We start from the raw sequence: 24,435 nt of genomic DNA on the forward strand, positions 1-24,435 counted from the left end.
GCACAGCGCTCCTGAAGGCATGCGGAAAATGACAGGACCCTGGACTGCAGGTCGCTCCAATCATCGGAGGTAAATTCATTCAAGGCTTCGCTAGCGATCTCCAGGTTGTATTCAAACCAGGGGGAGCTTTCATTGCCAAGCAGTCTTTCAAATTCACCTGTACTCATCATCCGATATCGTCTTCATCATAGAACTTTCCAGGAGGGCCATATTCCCCGTTCTCTAGTACCGGACACCAGCCAAAGCTTGTGTCGAACATGGCCAGGTCGATGATCTTGTAAATGCCCGGCTGCGCAATTTCCAGGGTCACCATGCCAAACGTGTAGTGGGTGTACAGACCGCCAATGCCCGAAATAACCCGCTCGTGAAGCAGCTTCCAATCCCAGCCCTGCACAACACCTGTCGATCCCGGTAATGGATCCAAAAATTCGATCTCGAATTCCTCGGCTACCTTGCAAAGGCAAGGGATGTTTTTTTGCCGGGTCACTTCTTCCGAACTGAGGTTCTTTGGCAAATCAATTTGCAGGTACAAACTCACTACTTCTCCTGGAGCTCATTAGCAGTGCATCGTATCTGCTTAGCGCTGGCCCTCATCTTCCGAAATCGTCTTCTTCGTCATCATCAGAGAATTTTCCTGGGGGAGCGTATTCTCCGTTTTCCAGGATCGGGCACCAACCAAAGATTCTGTTAAAGAACGCCAAATCGACGATCCTGTAAACGTCCGGCTGTACCTGGTCGAGGGTCACGAGACCAAATGCATAGTGCGTATAAAGCCCTCCCGCGCCGGCGACAGCACGTTCATCGAGCAATCGCCTGTCCCAGCCCTGAACCACGCCGGTCGCCTCTGGCAGCGGGTCCATGAATTCGATCTCGAATTCCTTGGCTACTTTACATAGGCATGGGATATTCTTTTGCCGGATCAGGTCAGCGGTGACCAGGTTCTTGGGCAGAGAAATGTTTAACTGCAGACTCACTTATTTACTCCTCGGTACTATGACTTCCCGCGTATAGTTTTTCTCAAATGTGCTAACCGGGCTGAAATACTGCTTGCCGTGAGGGTCCCGGATCGCAACAACCGGTACGCCGTTCCTCGTCGTCACGCCATCGACAACAATGAAGTGACGGAAGCTGGAACCGCCCGTTCTATCTTCAATGACAGCAACGACAGGTGTTCCATCCTTAGTATAACGTGCCAGGTCATTCACGTTGCGCCCAGTCCTGTAATTGGCGCGAACGCCTTCGGACTTGAACAGGGCAACGACGTCCTGCGGATAAATGCCATCCTTGCCGGGTGGGATGCGTTCAATCAGCGCGCCAATCTCAACGGGTTTTCCCATCGTGTCCAGGACCATGCCGCAGGAATTATGGCCGCAGGTCGGTACCCGCCCCTGGTTGACCACCAAGCGGTCCCCATCGCGCGGCATCGCATCGTCCTTCAGCGGGTTGCGGGCCGGGTTGGTATTAACAGTCGGTTCGCCTGCAGGACTCTTTGGAGACCAGAGCTTGCCGCCTTTGGCACCCAACAAGCCACCCAGCAAACCGCCGCCCAACATCGACCACTTCTGTCCATCGGACCCTTCGCCAAAGACTTTTCCACCCACCCAACTGCCGCCCATGCCACCAAGTATGCCGCCGGCAAGGCCGCCAATCGCTACGAGGGGCGCCGCCAAGACAAATGCAGCGCCTGCCCCCACGACGAACATGGTCACATGTACCCAGGTGGGCACCAGGTCTTCGGCGTGAATTTCGTCGGTCTGCACAGTCTCGCCGCCGATGTTCACGTTGGGAGAACCCTTGGTGATGGTGGCGCTGCAGGTCGTCTTGTCGTCGACACGCGCGGCAGGCCAGCTGTTGATGAACACCTTATTGCTGCCGGTCGCCACCTTTTCAGTGTCCGTATGCTTGTCGCATTTTGCCGTGTCGAGATGGGCACGTATGGCGCGCAGGCTGTTGGTGAAGACATTGGGCGAGCCAGTCGTGGTTATATTTCCCACTTCTTCCTTGGGAGCCCAACTCATGGTGCTCAATACTTCGCCGATGCCGCCGCCGGCGGCGGCAGCGCCGCCAATGATGGCAGCGGCAGCCAGGCCGCCAGTGCCGACGACAGCAACCGCCGTCACGGCGATGGCCGCGGCGGCAATCACGCCGGCCAACAGCCAGCTCATGGTCGGGCTATGGCCGATCGGGTCATTCAGCCTTGCAGCAGCCTGCGCCATGGCTAGCCTGCCTGCCGCTCAAGGAAGCTGCGCACCGCATCGAGGTGCGGAAGGCCCGGGATGTCCATCGGGGGATCGTAGATAGCCGCCAGGTGCAGGTTGTCGAGCAGGGTGGCCGCATCAGGATCGGAATGGGCGGCGAGCTGGTACATGCCTGTGTTGCGCAGCCCCGGATCGTAGGAATTGGGCGCCGTGAAATGCGGCTGCAGACGGTTGCCGGCAGCGTCGAAAAACGCCCAGGTTTCCAGCTCCACTTCGCGCGGATCGGTCCTGCGGCAGGCCTCGCCCTGGTTTGCGAAGACGTGCAGGCTGCGCCGGCGGGCGGAAAGCGCGAAGGTATAGGGCTGCGTGGCCACGACGACTTTGCGTTTTGGAGCTGCCGCGGCCACGCTCAAGGGATTGCGCAGCGTCATGCTGGCGAGGAGGCCGTCGAACGCTGCGTTCCATTCGTCGCTGAAGGCATTCAGGCAGGTGGCGGCGACCATCATGGCTTGCCGCGTGCCGGGCGCTGGCCCTTCGACCAGCACGATGGCCTGGCGCTGGTGCATGAAGTTGCCGTCCTTGCGCCAGCTATAGGCCAGCTCGATCGCCGGCGAGCCGCCGACTTGGCATTCCTTCAGGCCCCGCAGCTGGAAGCGGGGCAGGGCGCGGCCCAGTTCCTTTTGCAGGCGGTCGCCGAAGTCGGCCAGGCTCTCTTCCCGCTGAACGTCGGCTTGGGTGATCACTACGCTGAATTCACTGGGCCCGTCGTCGCGCACGACGAACATGTGCATGGACTTGTCCTTGAGCGGTGCCGGAAGCTCGAAGGTGGCGCTGTTGGTGTGATATTGCATGGTTGTCGGCTCCTACTTGTTCAGGTCGATACGGTCGCTACCGACGATGTCGACATACTTGCCCTGGATCGTGATGGTGCCGTCGGCGCGCAGTTCGATCTTACTGGCGCCGACCTGCAGCGTGATGTCGGTGTTGGCCGTCAGGTGAATGTGCTGGGTGTCGGATTTAATGTCGACAAATTTGCTGGCGCCCACTTCCACGTGCTCGGTTTCGGCTTTCAGCTGGATGTGCTTTTTCGCCGTGGCGGCAATGTGTTCGGTCTCCGCCTTGAGTTCCACGAATTTCTTTGCCGTGGCGGCGATATGCTCCGTCTGCGCCACTACTTCGACATGTTTTTTCGCGGTCAGGGCGATATGTTCGGTCTCCGCCGTCAGCGCGATATGCTGCTTGGCCCGCTGGTCGATATAGGATGTCTCGGAAACGATTTCGATCTGCTGCTTGACCGTGTTGCGCTGGTAGCCCTGGCTCACCGTGTTGGTCTGGTGCGGGCCATTGACGGTCGTCGCGTGCGCATTCTGCACGGTCGTGACCATGTCCTTCTGGGCGTGGATGTTGATCAGCTCCGAGCCCTTGGAGTCGTGGATCACCATTTCGCTGTAGCCGCCACCGCCCGGCGTGGAGCGGCTCTTGAAACCCATCATATGGGCGCCGCCGGGCAGCGCATAAGGCGCCGGCTGGTCGGCGTTGAACAGGCGGCCGGTACAAACCGGGCGGTCCGGATCGCCTTCCAGGTAGTCGATCAGTACTTCCTGCCCGATGCGCGGGATGGAAACCGTGCCCCAGCCCTTGCCGGCCCACGGCTGCGAGACGCGGATCCAGCAGGAACTGGCTTCGTCGCGGCGGCCGTACCGGTCCCAGTGGAACTGCACCTTGATGCGGCCATACTGGTCGGTGTGGATTTCCTGCCCTTTCGGGCCGACCACGGTGGCGGTCTGCGGGCCGGGCATGCGCGGCGAACGATGCTCGCGCACCGGGCGATAGGGGATCTTGCGGCGGATCGCCGTGAAGCTGTTGCGATAAACGTCGCTCTGGTCGCTGCCGAAGAAATTGTTGCGGCAGTTGATTTGCACGCCGATGACCAGGAAATCGTTGTCCTTTTCGTCGGTGACGTCGAACCAGTGGTGGCCGTGCAGCTTGAAGGTGTGGCCCGGCGCCAGGCCGCGGCAATCGGATTCGCCTGCAAACAGCTTGGCCTGCCATTCCATGGCTTCCATGCGCAGCTGCGCCTCGCGTTCGCCGCTGTCGCGGTCCTTGTAGGAGAAGGCCGGGTTGCCGTCGTAGACCTCGAGCGTCGGCACGTCACCCTGTCGCGCGGCGGTCGGCAGTTCCACATATTGCACCGTGTTGGGCGACTTGAAGTCGAAGGTATTGAGGGCGACCTTGGTCGGTTGCAGCACACGCCGTGCGGTGAAGGCCGTGACGGCATCGCGGTCGTGCCAGCGGTTGCCGCCATTGAATTCGATGTCGGCATGTGCGGACTGCGGCGGGCAGAACGAGCTGTCACGCGAGTCGTCGCTGATCACCATGACGTGGCCTTCTTCGCTGTGCTCGAAGTAGTAGAACAGGCCATACTTCTCCATCAGGCGGCTGGCGAAGTGTTCGTCGGTTTCGTCGTACTGGACGATGTAGTTTTCCGGCAGGTAGGTCCTGGCGGTGCGGAATTCATAGGCCGCCAGGCTGCCGTAGTCGGAGCTGAAGATCTGCGTCAGCACATCGACCACGCTGGCGTCCTGGAAGATCCGCGAGTTGGTGCGGCGCTGCAGGAAGGCCAGCCAGGGCACGATTTCGGCGTGGTAGAAGGCGAACCCGCCATCCGATCGGGTGAATCCGAATACGTTGACATAGCCGTTGATGAAATGCTCGCTGCCGTCGGCCAGGCGCACGCCGACGCTGACGTTCTTGCCCAGCAGGTCTTGCAGGTCGATGCTGGAGCTCTTGGAGAGCAGGCCTAGCGTGTAGCGGTAAGGCGACGACAGCCTGGCTTCGCCGGTGACCGTTTCGACCAGCAGGGCCTTGTCGCCCTCCAGCGGCGAGTAAAAGCGCAGCAGGCGGCTGCCTTCGTGGAATGCGGCAAAGGGGCCGCTGCCAACTGCCTCCTGCAATGCCGCCAGGTGCGGCTTCATGACGGCCGGCGCATATTGAGGGGCCGGAGACATGAAGTCCTTGATGGCCAGGCCGGCCAGCGGGTGTTCTTCGATTTGCAGCGCCCTGGCAACTGCCGGCGTGGCGACGGGCGCGGCTTGTTCGGCAGCGTACGTCCCCGCGGCGCCAGGCTCGGGGGCCCGGCCTTCAGCAGCGTGGAGCCGGACGGCCTGGGATCCGGCAGTCAGCGCCTCCTCGGCAACCGCCGCCTCTTCCGGCGCGAGCATGCCGCCGAGGCTTTGCACGGCCAGGGCGGTCGCGCCTTGCGTCAGCGCGCTTGCCGGCGCTGCAGCAGGCGCGTCGCCGCTTGCGTTCGTGCCAAATCCGGCGCCAAGTCCGCCGATCGCGGTTTGCGCCAGTTGCGCAGCAGCGGGTGGGATTTTGTCTTGCGCCGCCATCTCAACTGCAGTGGGCACGATGTTGTCGGCCAGCTTGCCGACCAGCGACGATGCGCCAGGCGCTTCGCCCAAGGGCGACGACGCCAATGCTGTCTTGCCATCCAATGGTCCAAACGACATTCAGGCAACTCCTATCAATTATCAAGTTGCGACAAGCGCGTATCTAACGTACTTATCAAATAAGCAAACTTGCGGACGATACCAAATTGCGCCGAATTACTTCGCACGGTTGAAACTGGATAGTGGATTACTGCGTGGCGGCAAAAAGACATGTTTTTGTTGTAACAATGTCAGCAAGCCCGGCCTTTTCTTTGACTAGCCAGGTTTGTACGCTATGATCGGCTGGATACCCCCGGAGTCCAGGCGTACATGAATTCTGTTTCGAGTAATGTTGAAGTTGTGGCCAATGCCTTGCAATTGGTCGGAATGCCAGCCTGCGCCTGCGATGCGGACGGCCTGGTGTTCGCTTCCAACGCCGAATTCGACGCCTTGCTGCAATCCGATCCGCGTGGCCGCAACGTGGTGGAAATGTTTGCCCGCCATGTCCGCGCCGAAGCGAATGCGCAGTTGAATGCCGCGCTGGTAGTGTCTGCGGCATTGCCGAACATGGCGCCGCGCACCGCGCCCAAATGGGACAGTGTGCTCACGAACGCCAGCGGCAATTACGTCGCAGTGCAGCTGACCGTAAAGGCGCTGCCGGGCGGGCTGGATGGCGGCGCCACCATCATCTTCAACGATATCAGCAGTGCCCAGCGCGACCAGCGTGCGCTGCGCAAGGCCATGCTGGAGCAGCAGGCCATCCTGGAAAATGCGGCAGTTGGCATCATCCTTGCCAAGAACGGCTATATCGTCGAGTGCAATATGCGCGCTGCCGAAATGTTCGGCTATGCACGCCAGGAGCTGGAAGGCGCGCCAAGCGAAATCCTGTACTCGACGCCGGAAGAAGCGCTGCGCATCCGCACCGAGTATTTCCCGATGCTGGCGAAAGGCACGCCGCTGACGCTGGAGCTGCAGTTGCGGCGCCGGGACGGCAGCCTGTTCTGGTGCCGTTCCAACGGCCGTGCGCTGGACCCGGCCGATGCCCGCGAAGGCACCGTGTTCATCCTGGAAGACATCAATGAGCAGCGCATGGCGAACGAAGCAATGGGCCGGCTGCTGCGCGAGCAGAAGGCGATCCTGGACAATGCCTCGGTCGGCATCCTGTTCACCAAGAACCAGGAAATCATGACGGTCAATCCGCGCATGGCTGAAATGTTCGGCTATACGCTGGAAGAGCTGCGCGGCCGCCACGCTTCGCAGCTGTTTGAAAACGTGGAGCAGCACACGGCCTTCGGCCTGCAGGCGGGGCCCTTGCTCGCTGCCGGCCAGCTGTTCGAACTGCGCGAATGCCAGCTGGTGCGCAAGGACGGCAGCATCATCTGGTGCCGCGTGCGCGCCCAGGCCGTGGACCAGGAGCACAACGCAGGCGGCACCATCTGGATACTGGAAGACGTGACCGTTTCGCGCCAGACCCAGATGGAAGTCGAGGCCATCATGACCAATGCCTCGATCTCCATCCTGTTCACCAAGAACCGCCTGATCACGCGCTATAACCGCGGCTTTGCCGACATGTTCGGCTACCAGGGCGAGGAAGCGCTTGGCATGCCGGGCCGCGCCATTTATCCCGACGACGAGACCTATCATCGGGTCGGCGCCATTGCCGGCCCCCTGCTTAGCCAGGGCAAGCACTTCCACTGCGAAACGCTGATGCGCCGCAAGGACGGCAGCGACTTCTGGGCGCAACTGATCGGCTATGTCGTGAATCCGGAAGATCCGACCCAGGGCACGATCTGGATCATCGAGGATCGCACCGCGCAAAAGCATGACGAGGAATCGCTGCGCAATGCCTTGCTGGAAAACCAGGCAATCCTGGACAGCGCGGTGATGGGCATTTCCGTCTGCGAGAAGGGGCGCAACCTGCGCTGCAACGCCAAGATGGAAGAGTTGTTCGGCTACGGCCCGGGCGAAATGGCCGGCGTCAGCGTGCAGACCTTCTACCCCGACCTGGCTGCGTGGGACGCGGCGCGCAAGGCCACCGAAAAGGACTTCCTGGCGGGCCATGCCAGCTCCTACGAATACCAGCTTGTGCGCAAGAATGGCAGCAGATTCTGGGCGCGCCTGTCGGGGCGTCCATTCGACATGGCGGACCCCAAGGGCCGCTCGGTATGGCTGATCGACGACGTCACCTCGCGCCGTGAAGCCGCCGAAGCAGTGCGCCGTGCACGCGACGAACTGGAGGTGCGGGTGCTGGAGCGCACCGCCGAACTGGCCGGCGCCAACGCGCAACTGCAGGCTGAAATCGTGGAGCGCCGCCAGGCCGAGGCCCGCGTGCACCATATGGCCTACCACGACAGCCTGACCGGCCTGCCCAACCGCGCACTGCTGGCCGATCGCCTGGATCGCGCCATGCTGGCCGCGCAGCGTTCGGAGCGCCGCCTGGCCGTGATGTTCATTGATCTCGACCGCTTCAAGACCATCAACGATTCGCTGGGCCACATGACCGGCGACGCCTTGCTGAAGGAAGTGGCGGGGCGCCTGGTGGGCGCGGTGCGCGCCAGCGATACCGTGGCGCGCCTGGGCGGCGACGAATTCGTGGTGCTGCTGCCGGGCATCCACGGCACGGACGAATCGAGCCACGTCGCGCAAAAGATCATCGACCTGCTGTCCGAGCCGATTGCGCTGGAAGGGCGCCTGCTGCATATCACGCCGTCGATCGGCATCTGCACCTATCCCGACGACGGCAGCGACGTCGCCACCCTGATGCGCAATGCCGATGCGGCCATGTATCACGCCAAGGCTTCCGGACGCAACAACTACCAATACTTCAACGAAGAGATGAACACGGCGGCGGCTATGCATTTCGAAATGGAGAGCGCGCTGCGTTCGGCGCTGCAGCTCGGCCAGTTCGAATTGCACTACCAGCCGATCATGGATATCGCCACACGCCGCCTGGCCACGCTGGAGGTGCTGCTGCGCTGGCGCCGCCCGGCCGGCGGGCTAGTGATGCCGGACCAGTTCATCCCGCTGATCGAGGAAAATGGGCTGATCGTGCCGATCGGCGAATGGGTGCTGCGGCGCGCCTGCGAGCAAAGCATGGAATGGCAGCGCCAGGGCATGGCGCCGGTGCCGATGGCGATCAACCTGTCGGCGCGGCAGTTCATGCACCGCGGCCTGGTCGATTCGATCCGCCGCACGCTGGAAGACACGGGCATCGATCCGGCGCTGATCGAATTCGAAATCACCGAAACAGCGCTGATGCAGCATGGCGAACAGACGCTGGCTATCCTGGGCCAGATCAATGCAATGGGGATCCGGCTGTCGATCGACGACTTTGGCACCGGTTATTCTTCGCTGGCTTACCTGAAGCGCTTCCCGGTGCGAAAGATCAAGATCGACCGCGCCTTCATCAAGGACCTGGAGCAAAGTGCGGAGGACCGCGCCATCGTGGCCGCGATCGTCGCCCTGTCGGACAGCCTGCAGCTGTCGGTGGTGGCCGAAGGGGTGGAGACGGAAGGGCAGTTCCAGCTATTGCGCGAGCAAGGCTGTACTTATGCCCAGGGCTACCTGTTCTCGAAACCGGTGCTGGGCGTGCGCGCCCAGCTCATGATGGAGCGCCAGGCCGCTTAGGCGCCCAGAGTTGCAATCACCGGCGCGTGGTCGGAGGGCTGCTGCCACTTGCGCGGTGCGCGGTCGATCACGCAGGAAACGCAGCGCTCCTTCAGCGGCGCGGACAGCAGCACGTGGTCGATGCGCAGGCCTTTGTTCTTCTGGAAGCCCAGCATGCGGTAATCCCACCACGAGAAAGCCTTCTCCGGCTGTTCGAACAGGCGGAAGGAATCGTGCAGGCCGAGGTCGAACAAGGCTTGCAGGGCGGCGCGCTCCTTGTCCGAGCAGAAGATGTCGCCTTCCATCGCCGGATCGTGCGTGTCGCGTACATCGGGCACGATGTTGTAGTCGCCCAGCACGGCCAGGTGCGGGTTGCGCGCCATTTCTTCGCCCAGCCAGTCGCGGAAGCCGGCCAGCCAGCCCAGTTTATAGGTGTATTTGTCCGAGTCCAGCGCCTGGCCGTTCGGCACATAGGCACTGACCACGCGAATGCCGTTGATGGTGGCGGCCAGGATGCGCTGCTGTTCGTCCGGGTAGTGCGGATTGTTCTTGACCACGTCTTCCATCGGGTGGCGCGACAGGATGGCGACGCCGTTGTAGGTTTTCTGGCCGCTGAAGGCCACCTGGTAGCCCATCTCCTCGATTTCGCGGACCGGGAACTTGTCGTCGGTGAGCTTGGTTTCCTGGATGCAAAGCACATCGACCGGATTTTCGCCCAGCCATTTCGTAACGTGCGGCAAGCGAACGTTCAATGAGTTAACATTCCAAGTGGCTAATTTCATTTCAGTCTTTCTAATCAGGTGGGGGCAGATCTTATCAATACTCACTATGCTATGGGAAGCTGTCGTATTTGAGCCAAACAATGATTCTACGGTGACATCAAAATTGTGCTTTCTTGTCGCAAAAAAGGTGCCGCTGTAAAAATAATTTCCAATAGTGCTTCATAGTTATCAGATTGGTACTAAAATTACGGTATCAACAACCGTAAATGTCAATATAATTACAAGGTTGGTATCGAAGTTGTTTCCACGAAGCTGGGTGATTTTGCTTATTTACAACGGATTTGAATGTTGTCCTGCGTCAATAAGTGGTAATATAGGGAAACTAATTCCGATTTAACGAGCACTGCAAACTAAAGGAATACACATGCGATCTGCATTCGAAGCATGGGCGCAGAAGGACGGCCAAATCGTCCGTCGGCGCGAAGACAAGCCAGAAGAGTATCTGGTCTATGAGACACAACGTCGTTGGCTGATCTGGCAAGCGGCGTTGGAACATGGCAAATCGCCAAGCGGCCGCAAGTCGGCCCGCGAGGCAAGCGCCCGCGCAGCGTCCCAGCGCCCGCAAGCGATTGCTACTGCTGACGCCGAGGTGCGTAACGAAGTCCTGAACGAAGTCCTCGATGCGTTCCAGGGCATCGGCGCGAACAGCATGGACGACATCATGCACGTCATCCAGGGGCTGCGTCAGAAAAGAGGCCAGTCGGCCGACTGAGCCCGACTGCATGCCATCCAGGCTGAGCCGATCCGCGTTCGCTGCGCTGTGCGCAGCGGCGTTGGTCGGCTGCGCCACGTTGTTCGACTCGACCGAGCAGTCGGTGCTGGTGCAAACCGTGCTGGATCACCAGCAGGTGTCAGCCATCGGCTGCGTGCTCTCCAATGACAGGGGGCGCTGGTTCGTTACTTCCCCCGGGCGGGTGACGGTGCGCAAGAGCACCCAGCCGCTGGTGGTGGATTGCCGCCGCGAAGACGTCTGGGCTTATGACCAGATCGAAGCGCGCCAGAACGCCTCCAAGTGGGGCAACATCATCTTCACGCTCGGCGCCGGCCAGATAGTCGACAAGCAGACTGGCGCCGGCTTTGACCTGCCTTCCACGCTGACGGTCGTCCTGCAGCGCGGGGAGGGCGCCGCCGCGCGCGGTGCGCCGCCGCAGCAGCCGATGCCGGCATCGTCGATCTACTAAACAAAAAAGCCGGGTCTCCCCGGCTTTTTTGTTGGTCACTCCAAATATCAGCCTGCGCGGCCGATCAGGAAGTTGGTCAGCAGCGGCACTGGACGGCCGGTGGCGCCTTTGGCAGCACCCGATTTCCAGGCGGTGCCGGCGATGTCGACGTGCGCCCATGGATACTTGCGGGTGAAGTTTTCCAGGAAAGCGGCAGCGGTGCACGATGCGCCGCCCGGGGAGCCGATATTGGCCAGGTCTGCGAAGTTCGACTTCAACTGTTCGTTGTACTGCTCGCCGATCGGCAGGCGCCATGCGGTATCGCCGGTTGCCTTGCCCGATGCCATCAGGGCGTCGGCCAGCGCGTTGCCAGCTTCATCGTCGCGTGCGAACACGCCGCTATTGTGGTGGCCCAGGGCGACGATGCAGGCGCCGGTCAGGGTTGCCACGTCGATCACGGCGGCCGGGTTGAAGCGCTCGGCGTAGGTCAGGGCGTCGCACAGGATCAGGCGGCCTTCGGCGTCGGTGTTCAGGATTTCGATGGTCAGGCCGGTCATCGAAGTGACGATGTCGCCCGGCTTGGTGGCGCGGCCCGACGGCATGTTTTCGCATGCAGCGACGATGCCGACTACGTTGGACTTCAGTCCCATTTCGCCGATCGCGCGGAAGGTGCCCAGCACGGAGCCGGCGCCGCACATATCGTATTTCATCTCGTCCATGCCGGGACCGGCCTTGATCGAAATGCCGCCGGTGTCGAAGGTGATGCCCTTGCCCACCAGGACGGTCGGCGCATCCTTGGCCTTGCCGCCCTTGTGTTTCAGGACGATGAACTTGGGCGCCTGCTCGGAGCCGTTGGTGACGGACAGGAAGGAGCCCATCTTCAGGGCTTCCATCTGCTTGCGGTCCAGGATTTCGACTTCAAAGCCGAAGTCCTTGCCCAGTTTCTTGGCGACGTTGGCCAGGTAGGTCGGGGTGCAGACGTTGGCGGACAGGTTGCCCAGGTCCTTGGTCAGTTCCATGCCGTTGGCGGTGGCAACCGCTTGCGACAGCGCCAGCTTGTTTCCGGCGTTGTTCGCCACGGCCAGGGCCACTTTCCCGGGGCCGGCCCAGGCAGGGTCTTTCCTGGATTTCTGTGCGTCAGTGCGGTATACGGCGTCGCGGCCGGCCAGCACCACGGAACGGATCGCCCAGTTGGCGTCGCGGCCTTTCACTTCTTCCAGAGGCAGTGCGATAATAGCGTCGCTCGATGCGACGGTGCCCAGCGCCTTGATGGCGGCATTGATCGCGGAGCCGATGGCTTTTTCGGCGACTGCTTCATCGGCGCCCAGGCCTACCAGCAGCACGCGTTCCGCAGCGGCGCCTTTCAGGCCGCGCAGCAGCAGGGTGGTGCCGGCTTTGCCGGTAATGTCGCCGGATTTCAGTGCGGCGGTGATTTCGCCTGCGCTGTCGAGGGCTTTAGCCGCTTTCGAGAGTTTCTTGTTTTCGAAGACGCCGACCACGACGCAGCCGCTTTTGGCGCTGGCGATGGTGTTCTTGGCGTCGAGTGCTTTTATGCTAAAGTCCATTTGGTTTCTCCTTAATTTTGTAGAACGAATTATAAACGTCGAATGATTTTCCATCGCGCCCTCCGCCGTGAGCTGGTCAGCTCTGCCGGGGCTTCCTTTACGGTGCTGTTCTCGATCCTCCTGACGTGGACCCTGATCTCGATCCTCGGCAAAGCCGCAGGCGGCAAGGTCGCGTCCAGCGATGTCATCGCGCTTATTGCGTTCGCAGCCCTGAATTATCTGCCAATTGTCCTGATTTTCACCAGTTTTATTTCCGTGTTGATGGTGGTGACCCGCATCTACAAGGATTCGGAGATGGTGGTATGGTTTGCCGCAGGCGTCAGCCTGACTCGTTTCGTCAGGCCGGTGTTCCTGTTTGTGCTACCGCTGGTCCTGCTGACCGGTGCGCTCAGTTTTTATGCAACGCCGTGGGCGCGCTCGAAGAGCGCCGAATATATTGAGCGTTTCTCCAAGCGGGAAGACCTGCAGAAGGTTTCCCCCGGCCAGTTCAGGGAATCCTCGTCGGCCAACCGCATCTTCTTCGTGGAAGGCGTTTCGGGCAGCAGCTCGGTGGTGCGCAATGTGTTTGTCAACCAGGTTGATGCCAAGGGTACTTCCGTCGTGGTGGCGAGCGAGGGCGTGATTGAGACGCTGCCCTCCGGAGATCGCCACCTGGTCCTGAAGAACGGTCGCCGCTATCAGGGCAAGCCGGGCGATGCCAGTTTCCAGAGCATGGAATTTGAGCGCTACAGCATGCGCGTCTCGCAGCAGTCGTCCGAGGGCGATGGCCAGAAGGAAACCAAAACCCTTCCGACGTTGGAGTTGATCGCCGCCGGTACCAATCCGGCCAAGGGGGAGTTGATGTGGCGCCTGTCGCTGCCGCTGGCCTGCCTGGCGCTGTCGATGCTGGCGATTCCGCTCGGTTTCGTCAATCCACGGGCGGGCAGTTCGGTCAACCTGATTCTCGCAGTGCTGATCTTCTTCACTTATAACAACCTGATCAACGTGTTCGAATCCGGTATCCGGCGCGGCAACTTCACGTTTGGCTTGAGCTGGTGGCCCTTGCACCTGGCGATGGCACTGGCAGTACTGGCATTGTTTGCCTGGCGCCTGAACGTGAATCACCGCTACCATCCACGCGCGATCTGGGCAGCATTCAAGCGAGGCGCGCGCAAATGAGCATCCTGCAACGCTATTTCTTCGTCTCGATCCTGCAGGCGGTCGCATTTGCACTGGCGGCATTGCTTGGATTGCAGGCATTCTTTGACCTGACCGGCGAGCTGCCAGTCGTCGGCAAGAACGGCTATGGCATGCAACATGCTGCCTTGTACACGCTGACGATGCTGCCTCAGCACGTGAACGAGGTGCTGCCCGTGGCCGCCCTGATCGGCACCATCTACACCATGGCGCAGTTCGCGTCGACCTCGGAATTCACGATCATGCGCGCCTCGTCCCTGTCCACGGGCAGGGCCGCGGTCATGGTCGGGAAGGTGGGACTGGTGCTGGTCGTTGTTGCCTTCATCTTTGGCGAACTGATTACGCCACGCCTGGCGCCGGTGGCGGAGAAAGTTCGCTTGATGGGCCGCGGCGCCACGGTGTCGTCGGAGTTCCGCTCCGGCATGTGGACCAAGGATATCATCAAGAGCGGAGGCATGACCGGCGATGTGCAGGGGACGCGCTTCTTCAATGTGCGGGAAGTTCGCTCGGATGGTCAACTGGTGGATGTCAAGCTGTACGACTTCGACAACCGTTTCCGCCTGCGCACGCTGACGCTTGCCGAGACGGCCACTTTCAAGGGCAACAATACCTGGCTCCTGAATGGTGTGACGGAAAACATCTTCAGCAATCCGGCATTGCTGGCCGACGGCGCGCAAGCCAATCTGGCCAATAATTACGCGCAGGCGACCAGCTCGGTGGAGATCCAGCGGCATGCCAGCAAGGAGCTGATTTCGGAGATCACCCCGAAAATCCTGTCGGTTTCCGCATCCGATCCGGAACATATGTCGGCCAACGAGCTGGCGGTTTACACCCGCCACCTGCAGGAAAACAAGCAAGGGACGGAGCGTTTCAAGATCGCCTTCTGGAAAAAGCTGTTCGACCCGCTGGCCATCTTCGTGCTGATGGCGCTGGCACTGCCTTTCGCCTACCTGCATACCCGCTCCGGCGGCGTGAGCCTGAAAATCTTCATCGGCATCATGATCGGTGTCAGCTTCCTGCTGGTGAATACGCTGTTCTCGCATATTGGATTGTTGTCGGCGCTGCCGGCATTCCTGACGGCGCTGATGCCAAGCCTGCTATATCTGTTGCTGGCGCTGGGTGCCCTTTACTGGGTGGAGCGCCATTAGCATGGGCGGCCGCGCGCTGGTGCTGTTTGCCCACGGCGCCCGTTCCGCCAGTTGGGCGGCGCCGTTCGAACAGCTGCGCGACATGGTCGCGGCGCGCGCGCCGGGCATCGATATTTCGCTGGCTTTCCTGGAATTGATGTCGCCGCGCTTGCCGGAGCAGGTGGCTGCGCTTGCCGCACAGGGCATCGACGACGTGACGGTGGTTCCGGTATTCCTGGGACAGGGCGGGCATGTGCTGCGCGACCTGCCGCTGATCCTTGACGAAGTGCGCCTGGCGCATCCGGGAGTGACGATACGCGCAGTCGGCGCGGTGGGGGAAGACCCCACGGTGCTGCGCGCGATGACGGACTACTGCCTCAACTCGGTGACCAATGGCGCCTGACGTGCCGCTGGTTGCGGCAATCCAGTCGCTTTCCATCAAGGGTGATATCGCCGCCAATGTTGCGCGCCATGTGGCACTTGCAAGCCAGGCTGCGGCGCTCGGCGTGCGGCTTGCGCTATTTCCCGAACTTTCCCTGACAGGTTACGAGCCTGAAATTGCGGCAGCCGCGGCGCTGCGTGGCGATGACCCGCGCCTTTCGGCGCTGGCCGCGCTGGCCCGGCGCAGCGGGATGATCATCGTGGCCGGCGCGCCGTTACCAATCGAGGGCGCGCTGTACATCGGCGCCTTGTCCTTCCTGCCCGACGGCCGCGTGGCCGAATATACCAAGCAGCACCTTCACGCTGGCGAGGAGATCGTGTTCGCGGCCGGCTGCGGCGGCGCTTTGCTTGACGTCGATGGCGTCCCGGCCGCCTTGGCTGTCTGCGCCGATTTTACGCATGCCAGTCATGCGCAAGCTGCAGCCAGTGCGGGGGCCATGCTGTATGCCGCCAGCGTCCTGGTCTCGCCAGCCGGCTATGCAAAGGACGGCGCAATCTTGCAAGGGCACGCCTCCCGCCACGCCATGCCCGCGCTGATGGCCAATCATGGCGGCCCTACGGGTGGGTGGCAATCGGCGGGGGGCAGCGCGCTTTGGGACGAAGGCGGGCAATTGGTGGTGCAGGCGGGAGAGGGCGAATGGCTGCTCCTGGCCAGCCGCGTGGCTGGCCGCTGGCAGGGACGGGCCGTGGCGGCTGGCCAGGCGGCTTAAGCGCCCTTGGCGTGGGAGACCATGGCGGCAATGGTGCTGCCCGGGTTGTCGAATTCGCGCTGCACAGCATCGCGCAAGGCTTCCGACTTCAGGGAGTCGACTGCCGCGGCGCTTGCCTTGGCCACTTCCTCATCTTCGCCCAGACGGCGGAACACTTCGACGATCAGGCGCACTTCCTTGGTGTAGTTCAACACGAACGCCAGCAACTGCGGGGCAGACGAGGTGTTGCCGCGCTTGGCCAGTTCTTCGGCGAAGTCGTTGACGCGCTTGGCCAAGGCAGCGATGCGCGCCACCGGGTCCGGCAGGTAGCGGCGCGCCAGCTGGAAATCCTCTAACGCCACCAGGGCCGGCAGGGCCAGTTCGGCACAATCCTTGGCCAGTTCGGGCAGTTGGGCGTCGATCTGGGTGAACAGGTCGTGGGTGGCGCGTTCTTCGCCCAGCGCACTGTTGATGGCGCTGACGTCGTGGAAGCGGGCCAGGGTGGCGCTGCCGTTCAGGATGCGCTGGGTGTCGCGGTCGCGAATGGCCTGCAGTGCGCGGCGCGCCAGCGGGAATTGTTCGGCGAGGTAGATCCAGTCGCGCAGGGCGAAGGACAGGCGAACGCCCGCCAGGGTCGGGTCTTCGTCGAGCGCATGTTCGTGGAACCACAGGTGGTCGCGCAGGGCGTCTTCGTATTTGCCTGCCAGGCGCGCATTGCGGGCGCGCTCCAGGACTTCGTGGACTTGGCTCATCTTGTTCCTCTCATTGCAAGAGGACGATATTCTACCGTTTTTGCTGCGGCCGCGGCGCCATAGCCTTGCCCAGCATGACCAGCACGGGACCGTGCGCGGCCGGCAGGCCATGCGCCAGCTCGGCCAGGGTGATGCGTTCGACGCGCTGGTCGGGGCGGCTGACATTTTCGATCACGACCACCGGCGTATCCGGCGAGCGGCCCTGCGACAGCAGATTGTTGGCAGTGGCAATCGCCTCGCGCCCGCCCATGTACTGCACCAGGGTGTCGGTGGAAGGGATAGTGAGTTCTTCCGGATGGCCCGGCGCGGTGGAGGAGGTGAAGAAAGCCACGCTGCGCGCCACGCCACGCTTGGTCAGCGGCTGCTGTGTTGCCGCGGCGGCGGCAACCGCGGTGGTGATGCCCGGAACGACTTCGACTTCGATGCCGTGCTGCTCAAGCGCCGTCAATTCTTCGTCGGCGCGGCCGAACAGCATCGGGTCGCCGCCCTTGAGGCGCACCACCAGGCGGTAGCGCGCTGCGCATTCGACCAGTTGCTGGTTGATGACGCCCTGGGCGGTGGAGCGTTGGCCGGCCCGCTTGCCGACTGAGATCTTCTCGGCCTGCGGGCACAGTTCCAGCATTTCTTCAGTCACCAGCGCGTCGTACAAAACGACGTCGGCTTGCGCCAGCAGCCGCGCGCCACGCATGGTGATCAGGTCCTGCGCCCCCGGTCCAGCTCCAATCAAATACACTTTCCCGTATGGCATGCGCAGGTTTCCTTTCTTGGCGAAGCTTACTCGCCGAGGCGGATCATGCCTGCAGCGACTGTCTGGTGCGTGACCTCATCGATCAGGATGAAGGCGCCGGTGGCGCGAATATCCGAATAGGCATCGGCCGCCAGCGGTTGCTGCACGGTCAGCGCAATGCGCGCCACGTCGTTCAGCTTCAACGCATCCGCATCGTGCCGCTGCTGGGTGTTGATGTCAAGGATCGAATCGATCTTCGTCACTTTTGCAGCGGTCTGCTTGGTGCCGTGCTTGATCCAGTATTTGCGGCGCAGGTCCAGCGGTTCTTCGGACAGCCAGCACACATCGGCGTTCACCTGTTTGAGCAGGTTGGCCGGCTGCGCCCTGGAGGCCAGCAGGTCGCCGCGCGACACGTCCACGTATTCTTCCAGCACGATGGTGACCGACTGGCCGGCGCTGGCCGTCTGCAGGGAGCCATCGAAAGTGACGATTTCCTTGACCGTGGCGCTTTGACCGGACGGCTGCACCACCAGTTTGTCGCCGACCGCGACGCTGCCGGCTTCGATACGTCCCATGTAGCCGCGGAAGTCATTGGCTTCGTGGCCGTTGTGGCGCGCCACCAGCTGCACAGGGAAGCGGAATGCGGAGTTGTGCGACTCATCGTACACCGACAGGTCTTCCAGCAGCTCGATCAGGGTAGAACCCTGGTACCACGGCATGCGTTCGCTTGCGTCGACCACATTGTCGCCGGCCAGTGCCGACAGCGGAATGGTCTTCACGTCCGTGATGCCCAGCGTTGCAGCGAATTCGCGGTAAGCCTTGACGATGCGCTCGTACACGTCCTGGTCGTAGTTCACCAGGTCCATCTTGTTCACGGCTACCACCACGTGCTCGATCTGCAGCAGGTGGGCGATGGTGGAGTGGCGCTTGGTCTGGATCAGCAGGTCCACGCCACCGTCTTCGCGCAGCTTCACTTTCGACACGTCGACCAGGATGATCACGGCGTCGGCGGTGGAGGCGCCGGTCACCATATTGCGGGTGTACTGCTCGTGGCCCGGGGTGTCGGCGATGATGAACTTGCGCTTTGGCGTGGCGAAGTAGCGGTATGCGACGTCGATGGTGATGCCCTGTTCGCGCTCGGCTTCCAGGCCGTCGGTCAGCAGGGACAGGTCGATGGTGTCGCCCACGGTGCGCTTATGCTTGGCGCGCGACACGGCTGCCAGCTGGTCGGCGAAGATGCCCTTGCTGTCGAACAGCAGGCGGCCGATCAGGGTGCTCTTGCCGTCGTCGACGGAGCCGGCCGTGATGAAGCGCAGCAGGTTACGTTCGTTCAGGTTGTCGTTCAGTGCGTTCATCAGAAATATCCTTGCTTCTTGCGTTTTTCCATGGAGGCTTCGGAGGTCTGGTCATCCATTCGGGTGGCGCCGCGCTCGGTGATCTGGGTCACTGCGGTTTCGGCGATGATCGCGTCCACGTCGGCAGCGTCCGAAGACACGGGGCAGGTGCAGGAGATATCGCCCACGGTGCGGAAGCGCACTACTTGGGTTTCGATGGTCTCGCCTTCACGGGCCGGGGTCAGGTCGGTCAGCGGCACCAGCAGGCCGTTGCGCGGGATCACCTGGCGCTCGTGCGCGAAATAGATCGATGGCAGCGCCAGTTTTTCGCGGGCGATGTACTGCCACACATCCAGCTCGGTCCAGTTGGAGATCGGGAACACGCGCATGTTTTCGCCCGGGTGGACGCGGGTGTTATACAGGTCCCACAGTTCCGGGCGCTGGGCTTTCGGGTCCCATTGGCCGAATTCGTCGCGGAAGGAGAAGATGCGCTCCTTGGCGCGGGCCTTTTCCTCGTCGCGGCGCGCGCCGCCGATGCAGGCGTCGAAACCGTGTTCGGCGATGGTTTCCAGCAGGGTCACGGCTTGCGCGGCATTGCGCGAATCGGTGGCCGGATTGCGCAGGCGCACGGTGCCCTTCCTGATCGAGTCTTCCACCGAGCCGACGATCAGGCGCTCGCCCAGTTCGGCCACGCGGCGGTCGCGGAATTCGATCACTTCCGGGAAGTTATGGCCGGTGTCGATGTGCACCAGCGGGAAGGGGAATTTCCCTGGGCGGAAAGCCTTCTCCGCAAGGCGCAGCAGGACCACGGAATCCTTGCCGCCGCTGAACAGCAGGGCAGGGTTCGAGCATTCGGCGGCAACCTCGCGCAGGATGTGGATGGCTTCCGACTCCAGCGCGTCGAGGTGGCGCGAATTGACGTGTTGTTCTACCAGTGCGTTCATTTAGCCTACTTTCTTAATTCGAATCAGTTTGCCGTCTACCAGGTGCAAGCCGCATTCCTTCGAGTCCGGGTTTTCCCACCACCAGCGGCCGGCGCGTACGTCTTCGCCAGGCTGGATGGCGCGGGTGCAGGGTTCGCAGCCGATCGACGGGTACCCCTGGTCGTGCAGCGGGTTGTAAGGCACGTCGTTGGCGCGGATGTAGTCCCACACTTCCTGTTCCGACCAGTCGGCCAGGGGATTGAACTTCTCCATGCTGTGCGAACCATCATACTCCTGCACCGACAGGTCGGAGCGGGTTGCAGATTGGGCGCGACGCTGGCCGGTAACCCAGGATTTTTTGCCGCTCAGGGCTCGGCCCAGCGGTTCGACTTTGCGGATCTGGCAGCATTCCTTGCGCAGTTCCACACTGTCGTAGAAGGCGTTCACGCCTTTCTTTTCCACATAGGCGTCGATGTCGGCCTGCACGGGACGGTACAGCGCGATTTCGTAGCCGTAGCGCTCCTGCACGCGTTCGACCATGCCCAGGGTTTCCTTGTGCAGGCGGCCAGTTTCCAGTGAGAAGATGCCGATCGGCAGGCCGGCCTTCAGGATCAGGTCCGTCAGGACCATATCCTCGGCGGCCAGGCTGGAGGCGAAAACGGCAGGCGAAAACTCTTCTGCAACGCGTTCGAGCGTGGCTAGCGTATCCCGCACGCGGGTGGCGAGCTCGCTCATGTTCAGGCTCCGGCGGCAGGCGTTGGACGCGCGTGGCGGCGGAACAGCGGTACGCGCTGGTCGACCGATGCCTGGTAAGTCTCGCTGAACACGGTCAGGCCTTTCAGCGCGTCTTCAATGCTGCGGTCCGGACGGGTGTCGTAGGCGTCAAAGCCTACGCGCTGCATCGAGAACAGCTGGTCGCGCAGCACGTCGCCGATGGCGCGCAGTTCGCCGGCCCAGCCCAGGCGGGAGCGCAGGTTCCAGGCGTGGGAGTAGCCGCGGCCATCCGTGAATTTCGGGAAGTCGATTGCAACCAGGGCCAGGCGCGGCAGGTCGTCGTGCAGGGCGACCGGATCTTCGTCAGGCGCCAGCCATACGGCGATCTCGCCGGCGGCGGCGCGGGCAGACAGCGCATCGCGCTGCGCCAGCCAGGTTGCCAGCGGCAGGATTACGCGGCCTGCCGGCACAGCCAGCGCAGCCACGGTGGCGGCTTCGGCGCCTTCCTCGGCGCGCAGCAGGTTCCAGTCGTCGGCCACGATCGCGCGGCCCTTGATGATTTGCTTAGGCATATTCGTCTTCTCCTACCAGGCAGCCAGCGGTTTCAATCGGCGTGGCGTATACATATTCCTTGAACGGGGCAATGCCCAGGCGCTGCGCGGTGTCCACGAAGCGCTCTTCCGGGGTACGCTCGCGTACATACACTTGCAGCAGGCGGTCGATCACTTCCGGCATCTGCTGCGCGGAGAACGACGGGCCAATAATCTTGCCGATGGCGGAGTTGTTGCCTTGCGCGCCGCCGATCGACACCTGATACCATTCGCTGCCGTCCTTGTCGACACCCAGCACGCCGATATTGCCGACGTGGTGGTGGCCGCAGGCATTGATGCAGCCCGAGATATTCAGCTCGAAGTCGCCAATATCGTGCAGGAAGTCGATGCGGTCGAAGCGCTCGGCAATCGCTTGCGCGATCGGGATCGACTTGGCGTTCGCCAGCGAGCAGAAATCGCCGCCAGGGCAGCAGATGATGTCGGTCAGCAGGCCGATGTTCGGGGTAGCCAGGCCGTGCGCCTTGATCTCTTGCCACAGGTCGAACAACCGGGATTGCTCGACATCGGCCAGAACGATGTTCTGCTCGTGGGTCACGCGCAGCTCACTGAAGCTGTAGCGGTCGGCCAGGTCGGCCATGTAGTCCATCTGTTCCGCGGTCGCATCGCCCGGCGGCACGCCGGTCTTCTTCAGCGACAGCACCACGGCTGCATACCCCGGCACCTTGTGCGCTTTCACATTGCGCTTCAGCCAGTTGCCAAAAGCCTTGTTGTCGGCGTGGCCCGCGGCCGGGTCGATGGCTGGCAGCGACTTGTAGGCGTGCGGCTGGAAGTAGGCAATGATGCGCTCCATTTCTTCCAGCGTCAGGGTCTGCTCGGTGCCTTTCAGGTCTTCCCATTCGACTTCCACCTGGCGGGTGAATTCTTCCACGCCCAGGGCTTTCAGCAGGATCTTGATGCGGGCCTTGTACTTGTTGTCGCGGCGGCCGTGCAGGTTATACACGCGCATGATCGCTTCGATATAGGTCAGCAGGTGCTCTCGCGGCAGGAATTCGCGGATCACGCTGCCCAGGATCGGGGTACGGCCCATGCCGCCGCCGACCATCACCTTGAAGCCGATCTCACCGGCTTCGTTATGCACAACTGTCAGGCCGATATCGTGCACGGCGATGGCGGCACGGTCTTCCACGGCGCCATTGATCGCCACCTTGAACTTGCGGGGCAGGGCGATGAATTCCGGGTGGAAGGTGGACCATTGGCGCAGTACTTCGGCGTATGGACGCGGGTCGATGATTTCGTCGGCCGCTACGCCGGCGAATTCGTCCGAAGTCACGTTGCGAATGCAGTTACCCGAAGTCTGGATGGCGTGCATCTCCACCGAAGCCAGGTCGCTCAGGATTTCCGGCGTTTCTTCCAGCTTGATCCAATTGAACTGGATGTTCTGGCGGGTGGTGAAGTGGCCGTAGCCACGGTCATATTTGCGGGCGATGTGCGCGAACATGCGCATCTGCTTGGATGACAGCAGGCCGTAAGGGACGGCAATACGCAGCATATAAGCGTGGCGCTGCATGTACAGGCCGTTCTGCAAGCGCAACGGCAGGAATTCGGCCTCGGTCAACTCATCGTTCAGGCGTCGTTGAACCTGGTCGCGATACTGCTCGATGCGTTCGCGGATGATGAGGTGGTCGTATTGATCGTATTGATACATAGCTTTCCCAGTAAGGCATGCCCAAAGTGGAATCAATGGTAATAAACTGGGGGCTTATTCCAAACAACATAGTCTTTATTTGCTTATATGCTGTTAAGGCATAAGCATCAGCGTAAAATATGCGCTGGGGAGTCCAACGAGAGCGAGAATGAACCTTCACCAACTGCGATTCGTGCGGGAAGCCGTGCGCCAGAACTACAACCTGACCGACGCCGCCAAGGCCTTGTTTACCTCCCAGCCGGGCGTTTCCAAGGCGATCATCGAGCTGGAAGAGGAGTTGGGTGTTGATATTTTCACAAGGCATGGCAAGCGGATTCGCGGCCTGACCGAGCCTGGCCGCCTGGTTTTGTCTTCGGTCGAACTGATCATGCAAGAGATCGACAGCCTGAAACGGATCGGCAAGGAATACGCGGCCCAGGACTCGGGCAGTTTCACCATCGCCACCACGCATACCCAGGCACGCTATACCCTGCCTAAAGTAGTACAAGCCTTCATGCAGAAGTACCCGAAGGTGCGCTTGTCTTTATTGCAAGGAAATCCGAAGCAGATCGCGGAGATGGTGCAACGCGACCAGGCCGACCTGGCCATCGCCACCGAATCCATTGCCGCCATCGATGGACTGATTACGCTGCCTTGCTACCAATGGGAGCACGTGGTGGTGGTGCCGCCGGACCATCCGCTATTGAGGATCAAGTCCGTCACGTTGGAAGAAGTGGCCGAGCACCACATCATCACGTATGATGCCGCCTTCGCCGGCCGGTCGCGCATCGACCAGGCCTTCGAAAAGCGGGGCCTGAAGCCGGACGTGCTGCTGGAGGCGATCGATGCGGACGTGATCAAGACCTATGTGGAACTGGGCATGGGGGTCGGGATCATCGCCGGCATGGCCTTCGACCCTGAGCGCGACCGCAACCTGCGGGCCATTCCCGCCGGCCACCTGTTCGGCATGAATGTGTCGCGCGTGGCTGTCAAGCAGGGCGCCTACCTGCGATCCTATATATATACCTTCATCGAGCTGCTGGCGCCGACGTTGAACCGCAAGCTGATCGAACAGGCGATGAAGGGCGAACATGAGAACTACGAACTGTGATTAACGAAGAAGAATTGTACGAAGTGCGCGAGCACATCGAAGAACTGCTGGATGGCCACGAGGTCCTGCAGCTGGAAAGCGCCGACCTGTCCATGCTGGACGTTCAGCCGGGCCAGTACACGGCTGTCTACGCCGAATTCCTGTGGGCCCAGGTGCCGCGCGAGAACCAGGACAAATTCCTGAAACAATTGCGCGAGAAGGTCGGCAAGGATGTCCTGCTTGTCTTGATGGGTGAAGACTATGTCGACGGCGAGAGTTTCCCGGTTGCGCGCACCGACCAGCACGGAAATACCTACGAGTTCCAGAAAGATGACGAAGGAAATCGCTTCGAAGTGATGAAGAACTACCCATCCGACAGCTGGCTGCGCAAGCGTTTGGGCATCGCTGCGCGTGAAATCAAAGTGTTGCGGTCCGAATATTACTGGGTTGTTACATCACGCCTGAAGTAATTTTTTTCCTGTCAC

At 61.6% G+C, this 24,435-nt stretch carries 23 protein-coding genes; 9 read left to right on the forward strand and 14 right to left on the reverse strand.

Translation table 11 applies throughout. The features are described from left to right. Positions 1-166: 166 nt before the first annotated feature. From ACN9MW_RS10825 to tssI, 5 genes are read right to left on the reverse strand one after another with little or no spacing between them, the layout of a single operon-like run. Complete coding sequence (locus ACN9MW_RS10825) at positions 167-538, reverse strand: hypothetical protein (protein WP_426170630.1); 372 nt, start codon at positions 536-538, stop codon at positions 167-169. Between the two features lie 52 nt (positions 539-590). Beyond that, positions 591-974, reverse strand: a complete 384-nt coding sequence (locus ACN9MW_RS10830) for a hypothetical protein (RefSeq protein WP_426170632.1) — start codon at positions 972-974, stop codon at positions 591-593. Further along, positions 975-2,216 (reverse strand): PAAR domain-containing protein, encoded by a 1,242-nt coding sequence (locus ACN9MW_RS10835; RefSeq protein ID WP_426170633.1) that lies wholly within the window; start codon positions 2,214-2,216, stop codon positions 975-977. It lies immediately after the preceding gene. A gap of 2 nt (positions 2,217-2,218) precedes the next feature. Then, positions 2,219-3,049: a DcrB-related protein gene (locus ACN9MW_RS10840; RefSeq protein WP_426170635.1), complete on the reverse strand. Its 831-nt coding sequence runs from the start codon at positions 3,047-3,049 to the stop codon at positions 2,219-2,221. Positions 3,050-3,061: 12 nt separating this feature from the next. Further along, a complete protein-coding gene (tssI, locus tag ACN9MW_RS10845) occupies positions 3,062-5,710 on the reverse strand; it encodes a type VI secretion system tip protein TssI/VgrG (RefSeq protein WP_426170636.1) in 2,649 nt (882 codons plus the stop codon). A gap of 249 nt (positions 5,711-5,959) precedes the next feature. On the opposite strand from tssI, the gene ACN9MW_RS10850 reads away from it, so the two are divergent. Then, complete coding sequence (locus ACN9MW_RS10850) at positions 5,960-9,256, forward strand: sensor domain-containing protein (RefSeq protein WP_426170638.1); 3,297 nt, start codon at positions 5,960-5,962, stop codon at positions 9,254-9,256. On the opposite strand, the gene xth is transcribed toward ACN9MW_RS10850, so the two are convergent. Continuing rightward, the gene (gene xth / locus ACN9MW_RS10855) at positions 9,253-10,017 is read right to left on the reverse strand and encodes an exodeoxyribonuclease III (protein WP_426170640.1); all 765 of its coding nucleotides are present in this window, start codon (positions 10,015-10,017) and stop codon (positions 9,253-9,255) included. The genes ACN9MW_RS10850 and xth overlap by 4 nt on opposite strands. 364 nt (positions 10,018-10,381) lie before the next feature. Between xth and ACN9MW_RS10860 the strand changes: the two genes are divergently transcribed. Next, positions 10,382-10,729 carry a hypothetical protein gene (locus ACN9MW_RS10860; protein ID WP_426170642.1) on the forward strand — a complete coding sequence of 116 codons (348 nt, stop codon included), beginning with the start codon at positions 10,382-10,384 and terminating at the stop codon, positions 10,727-10,729. A gap of 10 nt (positions 10,730-10,739) precedes the next feature. Beyond that, a complete protein-coding gene (locus tag ACN9MW_RS10865; RefSeq protein WP_426170643.1) occupies positions 10,740-11,198 on the forward strand; it encodes a hypothetical protein in 459 nt (152 codons plus the stop codon). A gap of 47 nt (positions 11,199-11,245) precedes the next feature. On the opposite strand, the gene ACN9MW_RS10870 is transcribed toward ACN9MW_RS10865, so the two are convergent. Further along, positions 11,246-12,742, reverse strand: coding sequence for a leucyl aminopeptidase (locus ACN9MW_RS10870; RefSeq protein ID WP_426170645.1), 1,497 nt, complete (start codon positions 12,740-12,742; stop codon positions 11,246-11,248). 42 nt (positions 12,743-12,784) lie between these two features. Between ACN9MW_RS10870 and lptF the strand changes: the two genes are divergently transcribed. From lptF to ACN9MW_RS10890, 4 genes are read left to right on the forward strand one after another with little or no spacing between them, the layout of a single operon-like run. After that, entirely contained in the window at positions 12,785-13,900 is a 1,116-nt protein-coding gene (gene lptF / locus ACN9MW_RS10875) for an LPS export ABC transporter permease LptF (RefSeq protein ID WP_426170646.1), read from the forward strand. Continuing rightward, entirely contained in the window at positions 13,897-15,066 is a 1,170-nt protein-coding gene (gene lptG, locus ACN9MW_RS10880) for an LPS export ABC transporter permease LptG (protein ID WP_426170648.1), read from the forward strand. Before lptF ends, lptG begins: the two co-directional genes overlap by 4 nt. Before the next feature lies 1 nt (position 15,067). Further along, positions 15,068-15,448: a sirohydrochlorin chelatase gene (locus ACN9MW_RS10885; RefSeq protein WP_426170649.1), complete on the forward strand. Its 381-nt coding sequence runs from the start codon at positions 15,068-15,070 to the stop codon at positions 15,446-15,448. Further along, positions 15,438-16,196, forward strand: coding sequence for a carbon-nitrogen hydrolase family protein (locus tag ACN9MW_RS10890; RefSeq protein WP_426170651.1), 759 nt, complete (start codon positions 15,438-15,440; stop codon positions 16,194-16,196). The genes ACN9MW_RS10885 and ACN9MW_RS10890 overlap by 11 nt, the downstream gene beginning before the upstream one ends. Here ACN9MW_RS10890 and ACN9MW_RS10895 read toward each other — a convergent pair. The 7 genes from ACN9MW_RS10895 to ACN9MW_RS10925 are packed head-to-tail and all read right to left on the reverse strand — an operon-like array spanning position 16,193 to position 22,881. Beyond that, positions 16,193-16,927, reverse strand: coding sequence for a hypothetical protein (locus tag ACN9MW_RS10895; protein WP_426170652.1), 735 nt, complete (start codon positions 16,925-16,927; stop codon positions 16,193-16,195). The two genes, ACN9MW_RS10890 and ACN9MW_RS10895, sit on opposite strands and share 4 nt — an antisense overlap. A 31-nt stretch (positions 16,928-16,958) precedes the next feature. Beyond that, the gene (gene cobA, locus ACN9MW_RS10900; RefSeq protein WP_426170654.1) at positions 16,959-17,675 is read right to left on the reverse strand and encodes a uroporphyrinogen-III C-methyltransferase; all 717 of its coding nucleotides are present in this window, start codon (positions 17,673-17,675) and stop codon (positions 16,959-16,961) included. Between the two features lie 26 nt (positions 17,676-17,701). Next, positions 17,702-19,009 carry a sulfate adenylyltransferase subunit 1 gene (locus ACN9MW_RS10905; RefSeq protein WP_426170656.1) on the reverse strand — a complete coding sequence of 436 codons (1,308 nt, stop codon included), beginning with the start codon at positions 19,007-19,009 and terminating at the stop codon, positions 17,702-17,704. Next, complete coding sequence (gene cysD, locus ACN9MW_RS10910; protein WP_426170658.1) at positions 19,009-19,932, reverse strand: sulfate adenylyltransferase subunit CysD; 924 nt, start codon at positions 19,930-19,932, stop codon at positions 19,009-19,011. The genes ACN9MW_RS10905 and cysD overlap by 1 nt, the downstream gene beginning before the upstream one ends. Further along, the gene (locus tag ACN9MW_RS10915; protein WP_426170659.1) at positions 19,933-20,646 is read right to left on the reverse strand and encodes a phosphoadenylyl-sulfate reductase; all 714 of its coding nucleotides are present in this window, start codon (positions 20,644-20,646) and stop codon (positions 19,933-19,935) included. It lies immediately after the preceding gene. 2 nt (positions 20,647-20,648) lie between these two features. Continuing rightward, positions 20,649-21,197 (reverse strand): DUF934 domain-containing protein, encoded by a 549-nt coding sequence (locus ACN9MW_RS10920; protein WP_426170660.1) that lies wholly within the window; start codon positions 21,195-21,197, stop codon positions 20,649-20,651. Beyond that, positions 21,190-22,881 (reverse strand): nitrite/sulfite reductase, encoded by a 1,692-nt coding sequence (locus ACN9MW_RS10925; RefSeq protein ID WP_426170662.1) that lies wholly within the window; start codon positions 22,879-22,881, stop codon positions 21,190-21,192. The genes ACN9MW_RS10920 and ACN9MW_RS10925 overlap by 8 nt, the downstream gene beginning before the upstream one ends. Before the next feature lie 148 nt (positions 22,882-23,029). Between ACN9MW_RS10925 and ACN9MW_RS10930 the strand changes: the two genes are divergently transcribed. Both ACN9MW_RS10930 and ACN9MW_RS10935 read left to right on the forward strand, forming a co-directional pair. Beyond that, positions 23,030-23,971: a CysB family HTH-type transcriptional regulator gene (locus ACN9MW_RS10930; RefSeq protein ID WP_426170664.1), complete on the forward strand. Its 942-nt coding sequence runs from the start codon at positions 23,030-23,032 to the stop codon at positions 23,969-23,971. Then, positions 23,968-24,420: a hypothetical protein gene (locus ACN9MW_RS10935; protein ID WP_426170665.1), complete on the forward strand. Its 453-nt coding sequence runs from the start codon at positions 23,968-23,970 to the stop codon at positions 24,418-24,420. Before ACN9MW_RS10930 ends, ACN9MW_RS10935 begins: the two co-directional genes overlap by 4 nt. Positions 24,421-24,435 lie beyond the last annotated feature (15 nt).

Source organism: Pseudoduganella sp. R-34, from assembly GCF_049904655.1.
In the GTDB taxonomy this organism is placed as follows: Bacteria; Pseudomonadota; Gammaproteobacteria; order Burkholderiales; family Burkholderiaceae_D; genus Rugamonas.

Excerpts from the sequence above, each read along its gene's own strand:
- ACN9MW_RS10870 (WP_426170645.1), bottom strand. The coding sequence starts at position 12,742 with ATGGACTTTAGCATAAAAGCACTCGACGCCAAGAACACCATCGCCAGC.
- ACN9MW_RS10915 (WP_426170659.1), bottom strand. The coding sequence starts at position 20,646 with ATGAGCGAGCTCGCCACCCGCGTGCGGGATACGCTAGCCACGCTCGAA.
- xth (WP_426170640.1), bottom strand. The coding sequence starts at position 10,017 with ATGAAATTAGCCACTTGGAATGTTAACTCATTGAACGTTCGCTTGCCG.
- ACN9MW_RS10920 (WP_426170660.1), bottom strand. The coding sequence starts at position 21,197 with ATGCCTAAGCAAATCATCAAGGGCCGCGCGATCGTGGCCGACGACTGG.
- cobA (WP_426170654.1), bottom strand. The coding sequence starts at position 17,675 with ATGCCATACGGGAAAGTGTATTTGATTGGAGCTGGACCGGGGGCGCAG.
- ACN9MW_RS10835 (WP_426170633.1), bottom strand. The coding sequence starts at position 2,216 with ATGGCGCAGGCTGCTGCAAGGCTGAATGACCCGATCGGCCATAGCCCG.
- lptG (WP_426170648.1), top strand. The coding sequence starts at position 13,897 with ATGAGCATCCTGCAACGCTATTTCTTCGTCTCGATCCTGCAGGCGGTC.
- cysD (WP_426170658.1), bottom strand. The coding sequence starts at position 19,932 with ATGAACGCACTGGTAGAACAACACGTCAATTCGCGCCACCTCGACGCG.
- ACN9MW_RS10860 (WP_426170642.1), top strand. The coding sequence starts at position 10,382 with ATGCGATCTGCATTCGAAGCATGGGCGCAGAAGGACGGCCAAATCGTC.
- ACN9MW_RS10885 (WP_426170649.1), top strand. The coding sequence starts at position 15,068 with ATGGGCGGCCGCGCGCTGGTGCTGTTTGCCCACGGCGCCCGTTCCGCC.
- ACN9MW_RS10840 (WP_426170635.1), bottom strand. The coding sequence starts at position 3,049 with ATGCAATATCACACCAACAGCGCCACCTTCGAGCTTCCGGCACCGCTC.
- ACN9MW_RS10895 (WP_426170652.1), bottom strand. The coding sequence starts at position 16,927 with ATGAGCCAAGTCCACGAAGTCCTGGAGCGCGCCCGCAATGCGCGCCTG.
- ACN9MW_RS10850 (WP_426170638.1), top strand. The coding sequence starts at position 5,960 with ATGAATTCTGTTTCGAGTAATGTTGAAGTTGTGGCCAATGCCTTGCAA.
- ACN9MW_RS10925 (WP_426170662.1), bottom strand. The coding sequence starts at position 22,881 with ATGTATCAATACGATCAATACGACCACCTCATCATCCGCGAACGCATC.
- ACN9MW_RS10865 (WP_426170643.1), top strand. The coding sequence starts at position 10,740 with ATGCCATCCAGGCTGAGCCGATCCGCGTTCGCTGCGCTGTGCGCAGCG.
- ACN9MW_RS10890 (WP_426170651.1), top strand. The coding sequence starts at position 15,438 with ATGGCGCCTGACGTGCCGCTGGTTGCGGCAATCCAGTCGCTTTCCATC.
- ACN9MW_RS10905 (WP_426170656.1), bottom strand. The coding sequence starts at position 19,009 with ATGAACGCACTGAACGACAACCTGAACGAACGTAACCTGCTGCGCTTC.
- lptF (WP_426170646.1), top strand. The coding sequence starts at position 12,785 with ATGATTTTCCATCGCGCCCTCCGCCGTGAGCTGGTCAGCTCTGCCGGG.
- tssI (WP_426170636.1), bottom strand. The coding sequence starts at position 5,710 with ATGTCGTTTGGACCATTGGATGGCAAGACAGCATTGGCGTCGTCGCCC.
- ACN9MW_RS10930 (WP_426170664.1), top strand. The coding sequence starts at position 23,030 with ATGAACCTTCACCAACTGCGATTCGTGCGGGAAGCCGTGCGCCAGAAC.